Genomic DNA, 12186 nt, shown 5'->3' with positions numbered 1-12186 from the left:
TGCAGCGTCCTTAGCGTTACCTTGCGCCAAAGGTCCACCCCTCTGTGCGGGCGATTTCATCGGTCAGGGCGGGCGGAGCCCACAGCGCCGGATCGTGCGCGGCAGTGCGCAGCCACGCGGCGGTGAGCAGCGCATCGCTGGCATGGTCGGCAATCGGTCCGCTGCCGGGCAGGCCGGCGCTGCCCAGTGCGCCAAGCGCGGCGTTGAGGTCGGCATAGTCGCGCATCTTGGAGCGGCCCGCGCTGCGCCCCGCTGCCATCGCCGCCAGCGTGGTGTAGATTTCGGTGACGACCGAGCCGGCCGGTGGCAGCGGGTCAATCGGCCAGACCGGCAGGCGCCCGTCCAGCCGGTGCAGCAGCCGCATCCCGGTCAGGCTGGACTTGCCCACTTGCGCCGCGCCGACGAGGTTGAAGTTGCTGTAGGGCTTGCACCCCATCGCCGCCTGCGCGCGTTCGGTCACGCGGAATCGGCCTTGGCCGCCCCGTTCTCCTTTGGCGGGGAAGAGGTCGCCCTGCCGCCCGCCGTGGCGGCGAAAGTGACGCGATACTTCGGGATGGTCGACGAAGCTGGTGGCGGACAAGTGGGGATCGTCGGCGCAGAGGCGGTCGATCTGCGCCCACAGTGCCTTGGCGTCGGATGGAGATTCGCTCCAGCCGGGCAGAAAGCCTCCCGCGTCGGCAAAGGCGAGGCTGATGCCCATGTCGAAGCCGGCCAGCGTGTCGGCGGGCAAGTCCTCCAACAACCAGTCCAGCACTTCGCCGCGCGACCAGCGGTGGCCGGGGCGGACCAGTTCCGGCGCGGCGCTGCCGCTGGTGCAGAGCGCGACGGCGATGCCGCGGTGGCGCTCCCCCGCCGCCCCGGACCAGTCGATGGCGGCGAAGTGGCGGAACCGGTCCGCTCTCATCCGCCGCGTTTCTCGCGCCGTTTCTTGTCCCACCATTCCAGCCGTTTCAGCACTTCGCGTTCGAACCCGCGCTCGACCGGGCGGTAATAGGTCTGCGGCGCCATCTCCTCCGGCCAGTAATTGTCGCCGGAAAAGCCGTCTTCGGCATCATGGTCATAGGAATAGCCCGCGCCATAGCCGATGTCCTTCATCAGCTTGGTCGGTGCGTTCAGGATGTTGGCGGGCGGGGCGAGGCTGCCGGTGTCCCTGGCGCTCTTCCATGCCTCCTTGTAGGCGACATAGGCCGCGTTCGATTTGGGCGCGGTGGCGAGGTAGAGGCAGGCCTGGACGATGGCGAGTTCGCCTTCCGGGCTGCCGAGGAACTGATAGGCGTCCTTGGCGGCGAGGCACTGGGTCAACGCTTGTGGATCGGCAAGGCCGATGTCCTCGCTGGCGAACCGCACGAGGCGGCGCAGGACGTAAAGCGGTTCCTCGCCCGCCGTCAGCATCCGCGCCATGTAATAGAGCGCGGCTTGCGGGTCCGACCCGCGCAGCGCCTTGTGCAGCGCGGAAATCAGGTTGTAGTGCCCGTCGCGGTCTTTGTCGTACACCGCGACCCGGCGTTGCAGGAACTTGCCTAGGCCAGCGGGATCGAGCGGCTGGGCAATCCGCGCGTTATAAAGAGTTTCGGCCTGATTGAGCAGGAACCGCCCGTCGCCATCGGCAGAGGCAACCAGCGCCGCGCGCGCGTCCGCCGTCAGGGGCAGGGGACCAGCCAGCGCCTCGGCGCGCGTCAGCAGGGTATCGAGCGCGGCGGCGTCCAGCCGGTGCAGGATCAGCACCGCCGCGCGGGAGAGCAGCGCGGCGTTGAGCGCGAAGCTGGGGTTCTCGGTCGTCGCGCCCACCAGCGTCACGGTGCCGCGTTCGACGAAGGGCAGGAAGCCGTCCTGCTGGGCACGGTTGAAGCGGTGGATCTCGTCCACGAACAGCAGCGTGCGCTGGCCTGCCTTGGCCGCCGTTTCGGCCTCGGCAAAGGCTTTCTTCAGGTCCGCGACGCCGGAAAACACCGCGCTGACCGAAATGAAGCGCATCCCCACCGCGTCGGCCAGCAGCCGGGCGGTGCTGGTCTTGCCGGTGCCGGGCGGGCCCCACAGGATCATGCTGGACAGCTTCCCCGCCGCCACCATCCGCCCGATCGCGCCTTCCGGCCCGGTCAGATGCTCCTGCCCGATTACGTCCGCCAGCGTAAGCGGGCGCAGCCGGTCCGCCAGCGGCGCATCCGCGCGCAGCGGTTCCGGGCCAGGGGCGGGCGGAACGGCGGTGGGAAACAGGTCGGTCATCGCCCGCCTGTTTAGGGGCTGGCGGGAAATTTTGCACGGGGGCTTGCAAAGATCGCATAAAGATATATCTTAGAGCCATCATGAAGGAATCAAGACATATGCGAATGCATGGATGTGGCCCACGGGGCCGAATGCGTGGGCCAGTGCTGGCCATGATGGGCGGGCGCGGCTTTGGCCGGGGCTTCGGCGGCGGTTTCGGTGAAGGCTGGGACGGCGAACACGGCGGGCCGCGCGGCGGTGGCCGGGGTCGTGGCGGCGGCTGGGGCGGCGGGCGGGGCCGGGTGTTCGCATCCGGCGAACTGCGGCTGGTGCTGCTGCACCTGCTGGGGGAAACCCCGCGCCACGGCTATGATCTGATCAAGGCGATCGCGGAACTGACCGGCGGGGCCTATGCCCCCAGTCCGGGCGTGGTCTATCCCACGCTGAACCTGCTGACCGACGAAGGCGCGGTGACCGAGCAGGCCGGGGACGGCGCGCGCAAGGCGTTCGCGCTGACCGACGCGGCCCGTGCCGAACTGACCGAGCGGGCCGAGGAAGTGGCCGCGCTGGTCGAGCGGCTGAAGGCGCTGGGGGAGGCGGACAGCCGCCACCGCGCGCCGCCGGTCGCCCGCGCGATGGGCAACCTGATGACCGCGCTGCGCCACCGCGCCCGCGAAGCCGATTTCGACAAGGAGACGATGCACGCCGTGGCCGACATCCTTGACGAAGCCGCCCGCCGGATCGAACGGCTGTGAGCGCGTCGGCCACGGCGCGGCTGGAAACGCCGCATGGCAGCCGCTACCTGCAACAGCTCTGCAAGCACTGGGCGCACAACCTGGCCGTGGAATTCACGCCGGAACGCGGAACGGTGACGTTCCCGCGCGATGCGCGCGGGGCGAGCTGGCAGGGCGATGCGCTGGTTACGTTTACCGCCGACGCGAGCGGGCTGGACTGCCGGATCGACGCCAGCGAGGAAGGGCAGCTGACCGGATTGCAGGGCGCGGTGGTACGCCATCTGGAACGGTTTGCCTTCCGCGAGGCGCCGCTCACGCTGGAATGGCACAACGCCTGATTTGGTTAACTGGCCCATGCATGTTACCGTCCCCCGAACCTCGATGAGAACAAGGGGGATGGGTGCATGGCAGGAACGTTTGGGGCGGTGCGTCCGCCGCTGAGCTTTTGGGTCGTTGCCGGGCTGAGCCTGCTCTGGAATGGCTTTGGTGCGTATCTCTACACGTTGACCAACCTGGACGACGCGGCGCTGCTGGCCAGTGCGCCGCCAGCGATGCAGGACTATATCGCCAATATGCCGCTGTGGGCGCACATCGCCTGGGCGCTGGGAATCTGGGGCTCGCTGGCGGGGTCGGTGCTGCTGCTGCTGCGGGTCCGCCATGCGGTCGCGGCGTTCGGCGTGTCGCTGCTGGGCGCGGCGGGCAGTTTTACGGCGCAGGGGCTGGCGGGTGTGCTGGAACCGGCCCAGCCCGTGCTGATCCTGGCGGTGATCGCCTTCCTGCTGTGGTATGCGCGCTCCGCCGTGACGGCAGGGAACTTGCGCTGATCAGCCCTGCCGGCGCGCCCCGGCGCGCTGGCGGATCAGCCGCAGATAGGTGTCAGCCACGGCCTGGTTGATCCGGTCCCAGCTGAATTCCATCGCGCGCGCCTCTCCTGCCGCGCCATGACGGGTGCGCAAGTCGCCATGTTCGACATAGGCACGCAGCGCCTCGGCGAACTGGTGGATCGCGCCGGGGCGGATCAGGCGGCCGGATGCGCCATCATCGACCAGGCTTTCGCTGCCAGTCGCCGCAGCGGCGACCACCGGGCGGGCACAGGCCATCGCTTCCAGCGTGACGTTGCCGAAAGTTTCGGTGATCGACGGATTGAACAGCACATCCATGCTGGCCACCGCGCGGCCCAGGTCTGCGCCGCCCTGAAAACCGGCAAACACCGCGCCGGGCAGCCGCGCCTCGAACCAATCGCGCGCGGGGCCTTCGCCCACGACCAGCACCTTGTGCGGCACGCCCCGGCGGTTGAGCTCGTCGATCGTGTCGGAAAACACGTCGAGCCCCTTTTCCATCACCAGCCGGCCCAGAAATCCGATCACCACATCATCGTCGGCAATCCCCAGGCCGCGCCGCCATTCCGGATCGCGGCGACCGGGATTGAAGATCTCGCGGTCCACCCCGCGCGACCAGATGCCGACGTCATAGTTCATGCGCTGGTCGCGCAGCACTTGCGCCATTGATTCCGACGGCGCGACCAGCGCGTCGCAGCGGCGATAGAACCGGCGCAGGATCGCCTCCATCACCGGCTCGAACCAGGCCATGTTGTAATAGCGGAAATAGGTTTCGAACCGGGTGTGGACCGACGCCAGCACCGGCACCTGACGGGCCCGCGCCCAGCTGACCGCGCGGTGCGAGACGGTATCGGGCGAGGCGACGTGGACCACGTTGGGCGCGAAGGCCGCCAGATCGCGCCGCACCCTGGGGCTGAGCGCGATGGGAAAGCGGTATTCCGGGCGTCCCGGAATGGCAAAGCTGGGAACACTGACCAGATCGCCGGTCGGCGGGAACGCGGGTTCGTCCACCGTGGGCGAATAGACGCGCACGGCCGCGCCCTGACGCAGCAGATAACCGACCAGCCGATTGAGCGCCTGGTTCGCGCCATCGCGGACATAGTTGTAATTGCCCGAAACGAGCGCAATGCGAAGGTCCGTCATTTCCATCGGGCGGCCCATAGCGGATTGCCCTTAAAAGCGCGAGTCGGCGTCGCGGATTGACTGGCGACCGGAACGCGGGCACCTGTGCAAAAAGGCAGCGAAAGCACAGGGTCCGATGCGTAAGGCATTGAATTTCCGGACCGGCAGGGTCGTCGCGATCGTCCGAAGCGGATTGGCGCTGGCATTGCTGGCGACCACCTGGACGTTGGAGAGTGAACGTTCCACTGGGGATGCGGCCGCGCGGCTGGTGGCGGCGGGATACATCGTGGCCGCTTTCGCCCTGCTTGGGGTAACGCTGCTCAGCTGGTGGCAGACCCACCGCTTGCGGCTGGTGGCCCTCGCGATCGATGCGGCAGTGCTGTTCGCGGCGCTGGCGCTGCCCGCGCCGCCGCCGCCCGCGATGGCGGGAGTGCTGATGGCGCTCTATGCCTTCATCCTGCTGGGGGCGGCGATCGGCTGGCCGCGCAACGGCGCGCCGATTGCGGCACTGGTGGTGGTCGCCGGTCATGCCCTGGCCGTCGCGGCGGTGCCGCTTGCGCCGGGGCTGAGCCAGTGGTTGGGGCCCCACCTGATGGCCATGATCGCGCTGGCCGGTCTGGTGGCGTGGATGGGGCAGCGGATCGGCAAGATCAGGCCGCCGCGCCTTGACCTGCCGGACGAGGGCGAATGGCCCGAAGCCCTGTCGGCAATGCTGGATTTCGTAAGCGAGCAGGCCGAGGCGGCGGGTGCCGCCGCCGCGTGGCAACCCGATGACGAACCGTGGGTTTTCCTGCACACGGCCGGAACGCTGGGGGATAGCCACGAGCGGCTGGGGCCGGACCAGTTCCCGCCGGCCGCGCAGGAACTGGCCGGGACCGTGCTGTTCGATCGCCGCCGGCAGCGCCAGCTGGTGCTGCTGGACAGCGGAGCGGTCGTCGCGCGCAAGGGCGCGCTGGTCCATCCGCTGCTGACCCGCTGCAGCGCGCCGAGCGGATTGCTGCTGACGGTCCGTGCGCAAGGCGGCACCTGCACACTGCTGCTGACGGGGGTGGAGGATGTCGCCGCGGATCACTTGCGCCTGGCCCGTGCCGCCGGGGTCGAGATCGGCCATGCGCTGGATCGACGGGCGGTGATGGTGATCACGCGCGAGGCGGACCGGACCCGGATCCGCGATACGCTGGCACGCGACCTGCACGACAGCGTGGCGCAGTCGCTGGCCGGGGCGAGTTTCCGGATCGAGGCGCTGCGTCTGGCGCTGGCAAACGGGCGCGCCATCGATGCCGATCTCGATGCGCTGCAACGCTCACTGGAGCGCGAGGAACGCACAGTCCAGCGCCTTATCCTGCAATTGCGCGACCGCGATCAGCCCGACCGGCCGTGCGATCTGGTCAGCGAACTGGACACGACGCTGAACGATACGGGCGCGCGCTGGGGGATTGCCTGCGCGCTGACGGCCGATCCGGGCCTGCCCACCGTGCCGCTGCTGGCGCTTCATGAATTCGAACAGATCCTGCGCGAAGCGGTGGCCAATGCGGTCCGCCACGGCAACGCCGCACGGGTCGACGTGCACTTGCGCAAGGGGGAAGGGCAGATCGTGCTGGATATCATTGATGACGGGACCGGCTTTCCGGCCCGGCCGCGTCCGCTTCAGCCCCGCTCGATCGCGGCGCGCGTGGCGGACATGGGCGGGCGGATGACCGTGGAATCCCAACCCGGGCGGTCGGTGCTGCATCTGGCCGTGCCGGACCGGTGGTCGGCAGCATGATGCGGGTACTGATCGCGGACGATCATCCGTTCCTGCTGGCCGGGGTGCAGGCCGTGCTGGAAGCCGCGGGGATGGAAGTGGTTGCGGCGGTGGCCGATGGCGCCGGAGCGCTGGCAGGCATTGCGGAGCATGATCCGGATGTGGTGGTGCTGGATATCACCATGCCGGGTCAGGACGGGATCGCCGTGCTGGAAACGCTGCGCGACAGCGGGGATGCGCGGCCGGTGATCCTGCTGACCGCGCAACTGGGCGACGTGCAGTTGCTGCACGCGCTGCGCGCCGGGGTAAACGGCATCCTGGGCAAGCAGGGCGGCAGCCGCACGCTGGTCGAGGCGATCGGAATCGTCGCGCAGGGCGGGCAGGCCATTGCCCCCGATCTGCTGGCACGGGCGGACGAACTGGCCCGTCGCGGGGACACGGTCAACGGGCTGGCCGGCCTGTCACCGCGCGAACTGGTGCTGGCCAAGGCTGCCGGATCGGGGCTGCGCAACCGCGATATCGCCGCGCAGATGGGCATGACAGAAGGGGCGATCAAGGTCGCGCTGCACCGGCTTTACGACAAGCTGGGAGTGGCGAACCGCACCGAACTGGCGTTGCTGGTGCGCGACAGCCAAACCTGAAATTCACGGCACGGTTGCCGCTGCGGCCAGCTTGGCCCCGGCCGCGCCGGGTGGCGGCCCGTTACCGGGCCGCCGCAGCGATCAGGCCGCTTCCTTCTTGCGGCTGGCCTTCTTGCGCTCATGCGGGTCGAGGATCGCCTTGCGCAGGCGGATCGACTTGGGCGTCACTTCGACCATTTCATCGTCGTCGATATAGGCGATGGCCTGTTCCAGCGTCATGATCTTGGGCGGGGTCAGGCGGATGGCATCATCCTTGCCGCTCGAACGGAAGTTCGTCAGCTGCTTGGACTTCATCGGGTTGACTTCAAGGTCTTCCGGCTTGGCGTTTTCGCCGATGATCATGCCTTCGTACAGCGGCGTGCCGACGCCGACGAACAGGATGCCGCGTTCTTCCAGCGGGCCAAGGGCATAGGCCACCGCTTCGCCCGTGCCGTTGGAGATCAGCACGCCGTTCTTGCGGCCTTCGATCTTGCCCTTGTGGGGGCCATACTTTTCGAACAGGCGGTTCATGATCCCGGTGCCGCGCGTGTCGGACAGGAATTCGCCGTGATAACCGATCAGCCCGCGCGACGGGGCGCTGAAGGTGATGCGGGTCTTGCCGCCACCCGACGGGCGCATGTCGAGCATTTCGCCCTTCCGGGTTGCCATCTTTTCCACCACGGTGCCGGCGTGTTCGTCGTCCACGTCGATCACGACGGTTTCATAGGGTTCGGTGCGCTGGCCGTTCTCGTCGGTGCCATACAGCACGCGCGGGCGGCTGATGCCCAGTTCGAAGCCTTCGCGGCGCATCGTTTCGATCAGCACGCCGAGCTGCAGTTCGCCGCGCCCGGCGACTTCGAAGCTGTCCTTGTCGGCCGATTCGGTAACGCGGATGGCAACGTTCGATTCCGCTTCGCGCATCAGGCGGTCGCGGATCATGCGGCTGGTCACCTTGCTGCCTTCGCGGCCCGCCATCGGGCTGTCGTTCACTGCGAAGCGCATCGACAGGGTCGGCGGATCGATCGGCTGGGCCTTGATCGGGGTGCTGACCGAGGTGTCGGCGATGGTGTTGGACACAGTTGCCACGGCCAGACCGGCCAGGCTGATGATGTCGCCCGCGCGGGCTTCTTCCACCGGCACGCGGTCCAGCCCGCGGAAGGCCATCAGCTTGGACGCGCGGCCGGTTTCGATCACCTTGCCGTCCGCGTCGAGCGCGTGGATCGGCTGGTTGACCTTGACCGTGCCCGACTGGACGCGGCCGGTCAGCACGCGGCCCAGGAAGTTGTCGCGGTCCAGCAGTGTCACCAGGAAGCTGAACGGGGCGTCCTCATCCAGCGACGGCGGCGGCACGTGATCGACGATCTTCTGGAACATCGGCTCCAGCGTGCCTTCGCGCAGCGACGGGTCGGTGTTGGCATAGCCGTTGCGGCCCGAGGCATAGAGCACCGGGAAATCGAGCTGTTCGTCGGTGGCGTCCAGCGTCACGAACAGGTCGAACACTTCGTCCAGCACTTCCTGGATGCGCTCGTCCGGGCGATCGACCTTGTTGACCACGACGATCGGCTTCAGGCCCAGCGCCAGCGCCTTGCCGGTCACGAACTTGGTCTGCGGCATCGCGCCTTCAGAGCTGTCGACCAGCAGGATCACGCCGTCGACCATGCTGAGGATGCGTTCCACTTCGCCGCCGAAGTCGGCGTGGCCGGGGGTGTCCACGATGTTGATGCGCGTGCCGTTCCACTCGATCGAGGTCGGCTTCGCCAGGATGGTGATCCCGCGTTCCTTTTCCAGATCGTTGGAATCCATGGCGCGTTCTTCCACGCGCTGGTTGTCACGGAAGGTGCCGGATTGGCGGAACAGCTGGTCCACCAGGGTGGTTTTGCCGTGGTCGACGTGCGCAATGATGGCGATGTTGCGCAGGGGAAGGGGTGCGGACATGGAAATGGGTTCTCGAATTCTGGAGTAGCGGGCGGTGCCTGTTGCACCGCAACATTGCGCGCGCCCCTAGCGGATCAGGCGGATTTGAGCAAGCGTTGCGCACTGCCGCTACGGCACGCTGGATCGGCCAATTCCGGCTGGGATCGACGAACGGCGTTGCCGCGGGACTGACGCAAACCTATGGGAACCTGCATCCGGCATGGTTGCGCGAGGGTTCACCACATCTGGCCCGGCCCGAACTTGCCTGTGTTCTGCAAAGGGAATCCAAGATGAAATTGCCTGCTTCCGCCGCTTCCATCCATCTGCGCACGGCCCTGCTGCTGGGCATCGCCGCGTCTGCGCTGACCGCGCCCGCCGCCGCCTGGGCGCAAGACGGTGACCTGCCGGAAGAGGAAGCGCTGCCTGCCCCCGAAGCGGAAGAGCGCGCCCCGACCTATGAGGACGGCAACGAGATCATCGTTACCGCCACCAAGCGCGAGCAGACCCTGCAGGACGTTCCGGTGGCCGTGTCGGTCACCACGGGCGAACTGATCGAGCGCGCGCAAGTGCGCGACCTGAAGGACCTGCAATCGCTGGTCCCGTCGCTGCGCGTGGCCCAGCTGCAAAGCTCGGCCAACACCAACTTCATCATCCGCGGGTTCGGCAACGGCGCGAACAATCCGGGGATCGAACCGTCGGTCGGCGTGTTCGTCGATGGCGTCTATCGTTCGCGCACGGCGGCCCAGATCGGCGACCTGCCCGATGTGGCGCGCGTGGAAGTGCTGCGCGGGCCGCAGTCCACCCTGTTCGGCAAGAACGCCAGCGCAGGCGTGATCTCGCTCGTCACGCGTGAGCCGAAGTTCAAGTTCGGCGGCAACCTCGAGGCGAGCTACGGCAATTACAACGCCGTGGTGGTGAAGGGCTATGTCACCGGGGGGCTGACCGATTCGATCGCCGCCAGCCTGGCCGGCGGGATCAACAAGCGCGACGGCACCGCGATGGACCTGGGCTATAACGGCAAGGCGAACGAGCGTGACCGCTGGTTCGTGCGCGGCCAGACCCTGTTCGAACCGAACGACCAGCTGAAGGTCCGCCTGATCGCGGATTACGACAAGCTGGACGAAAACTGCTGCGCGGTGGTCAACCTGCGCCGCTCTGGCGCGACCACGGCGCTGGAGGCGCTGGGCGGCAAGGTCAATGACTTCCGCACGCCGTTTGCCAACGTGGCCTATTCCAACTTCCCATCGTCGAACAAGATCGAGAACTGGGGCGTTTCGGGGCAGGCGGACTATACGGTCGGTCCGCTCAAGCTGACCTCGATCACCGCCTACCGCAGCAGCCGCGCGCGGACCAACCAGGATTCGGACTTCACCAGCGCGGACCTGATCGGCGGCAACCGGGGCGATGTGGAACTGGATACCTTCACCCAGGAACTGCGCGTCTCGGCCGGGTTCATGGACGTGTTCAACGCCATGCTGGGCGCATTCTATTTCAACGAGAACGTGCGTAACCAGAACGCACTGACCTTTGGCACGCAGTTCCGCCCTTATGTGAACCTGCTGTCCGCAGGCGGCATCACCGCGCTGGAAACGCAGGTGCTGGGCCTGCCGGCCAACACCTTCCAGAAGCCGGGGCAGGGCATCTTTGACGACTTCCGGATGAAGAACACCGCGTGGTCGGTGTTCGGCAACGTCGACGTCCAGCTGGGCCAGAAGCTGACCCTGACGCTGGGTGCGAACTATACCCAGGATCGCAAGACCGTGCGTTCGAACACGGTCAGCACCGATGCGTTCTCCGCGCTCGATCTGGTGGCGATCGGCGGCGGCGTGATCCGCAACACCGTGATCGCGCAGCAGGTGGGCGCGGCGCTGGGGCAGACCAGCCCGGCCAACGCGACCCAGATCGCCACGTTCGCGGGCCTGCAACCCGCGATCTATTCCGCGATCGTTTCCGGGGCGACCGCCTTTGCCGGGGCGAACCAGACCAACCCGGCGGTCAACCCGCTGCTGGCGCTGCGTTCGCTCCAGTTCCTGCCGCCGTTCCTCAACATTCCCAACGCGGTCGAAAACGGCAAGAGCCGGGACAACGACCTGTCGTGGACGGCGCGGCTGGCATGGGATGTGACGGACAGCCTGAACGCCTACATTTCCTATGCGACCGGCTTCAAGGCCAGCTCGTTCAACCTCTCGCGCGATGGTCGTCCGCTGGCGAGCGACCGGGCCGCCTTGGTCGCCGCCGGGCTGGTGACGCCGAACCTGACGACCGGTTCGCGCTATGCCGGGCCGGAAAACGCCAAGGTGCTGGAACTGGGCCTCAAGGCCAACTGGGGCACGGCCAGCGCCAACCTGACGCTGTTCAAGCAGACCATCAACGGCTTCCAGTCCAACGTCTTCACCCGCACCGGCTTTGCCCTTGCCAACGCGGGCCAGCAGACCACCCACGGGATCGAATTCGACGGCATGGTCAAGCCGGTGAAGCCGCTGACGCTGAACCTCTCGCTCGTCTGGCTCGATCCGAAGTACGTCAGCTTCCCCGGCTCCGCGCTGGGCGATGCCAGCGGCACCAAGCCGGCCGGCATCCCCGGCATCTCGGCCACGCTCGGCGCGCAGTGGAACCAGGAACTGGGCAATGGCGACCGCGTGATCCTGCGCGGGGACTGGCACTATGAAAGCGAAGTGCAGGTGCTCGAAGGGCTGCCCGGCTTCATCCAGCGCAACGCGCTGGGCCAGGTGATCAGCTATCAGCCCGCGTTCGACGCGGCGCGGCCGTTCCAGCGCGAAGTGAGCGAAATCAACGCCTCGCTGACTTATGCGATGATGAACGGGCTGGAACTGTCGGTCTGGGGCCGCAACCTGACCAACGACCGTCACCTGATCCAGATCTTCGATTCGGTGGTCCAGTCCGGCTCGATCTCCGGCTACCCCAACCAGCCGCGCACTTATGGCGCGACGGTACGGTTCAAGTGGTAAGCCAGGCCACCAGCGCCTGAACAATGCGGGGACCGGGCAACC

At 67.4% G+C, this 12186-nt stretch carries 10 protein-coding genes; 6 read left to right on the top strand and 4 right to left on the bottom strand.

The features are described from left to right. Positions 1–16: 16 nt before the first annotated feature. A complete protein-coding gene (locus IE113_RS04845) occupies positions 17–904 on the bottom strand; it encodes a hypothetical protein (RefSeq protein ID WP_189539290.1) in 888 nt (295 codons plus the stop codon). Further along, entirely contained in the window at positions 901–2223 is a 1323-nt protein-coding gene (locus IE113_RS04840; protein WP_189539289.1) for a replication-associated recombination protein A, read from the bottom strand. The genes IE113_RS04845 and IE113_RS04840 overlap by 4 nt, the downstream gene beginning before the upstream one ends. 131 nt (positions 2224–2354) lie before the next feature. Between IE113_RS04840 and IE113_RS04835 the strand changes: the two genes are divergently transcribed. The 3 genes from IE113_RS04835 (at position 2355) to IE113_RS04825 (ending at position 3760) form a co-directional block, all read left to right on the top strand. After that, positions 2355–2957: a PadR family transcriptional regulator gene (locus IE113_RS04835; RefSeq protein ID WP_229822147.1), complete on the top strand. Its 603-nt coding sequence runs from the start codon at positions 2355–2357 to the stop codon at positions 2955–2957. Continuing rightward, positions 2954–3274: a DUF2218 domain-containing protein gene (locus tag IE113_RS04830; protein WP_189539287.1), complete on the top strand. Its 321-nt coding sequence runs from the start codon at positions 2954–2956 to the stop codon at positions 3272–3274. Before IE113_RS04835 ends, IE113_RS04830 begins: the two co-directional genes overlap by 4 nt. Positions 3275–3340: 66 nt before the next feature. Continuing rightward, complete coding sequence (locus IE113_RS04825; RefSeq protein WP_189539286.1) at positions 3341–3760, top strand: hypothetical protein; 420 nt, start codon at positions 3341–3343, stop codon at positions 3758–3760. Here the strand turns inward: IE113_RS04825 and IE113_RS04820 are convergent, their stop codons facing one another. After that, positions 3761–4924: a glycosyltransferase family 4 protein gene (locus tag IE113_RS04820; protein ID WP_189539651.1), complete on the bottom strand. Its 1164-nt coding sequence runs from the start codon at positions 4922–4924 to the stop codon at positions 3761–3763. A gap of 109 nt (positions 4925–5033) precedes the next feature. Here IE113_RS04820 and IE113_RS04815 point away from each other — a divergent pair, with 109 nt between their 5' ends. Both IE113_RS04815 and IE113_RS04810 read left to right on the top strand, forming a co-directional pair. Further along, positions 5034–6662 (top strand): sensor histidine kinase, encoded by a 1629-nt coding sequence (locus IE113_RS04815; protein ID WP_189539285.1) that lies wholly within the window; start codon positions 5034–5036, stop codon positions 6660–6662. After that, a complete protein-coding gene (locus IE113_RS04810; RefSeq protein ID WP_229822145.1) occupies positions 6662–7282 on the top strand; it encodes a response regulator in 621 nt (206 codons plus the stop codon). The genes IE113_RS04815 and IE113_RS04810 overlap by 1 nt, the downstream gene beginning before the upstream one ends. Positions 7283–7363: 81 nt before the next feature. Here IE113_RS04810 and typA read toward each other — a convergent pair whose 3' ends face one another. Further along, entirely contained in the window at positions 7364–9196 is a 1833-nt protein-coding gene (gene typA, locus IE113_RS04805; protein WP_189539283.1) for a translational GTPase TypA, read from the bottom strand. A 269-nt stretch (positions 9197–9465) separates the two neighbouring features. Between typA and IE113_RS04800 the strand changes: the two genes are divergently transcribed. Continuing rightward, positions 9466–12144 carry a TonB-dependent receptor gene (locus IE113_RS04800; RefSeq protein WP_189539282.1) on the top strand — a complete coding sequence of 893 codons (2679 nt, stop codon included), beginning with the start codon at positions 9466–9468 and terminating at the stop codon, positions 12142–12144. Positions 12145–12186 lie beyond the last annotated feature (42 nt).

This window comes from Novosphingobium arvoryzae, assembly GCF_014652615.1.
Classification (GTDB): domain Bacteria; phylum Pseudomonadota; class Alphaproteobacteria; order Sphingomonadales; family Sphingomonadaceae; genus Novosphingobium; species Novosphingobium arvoryzae.
This window is presented reverse-complemented; position numbering and strand designations above follow the sequence as displayed.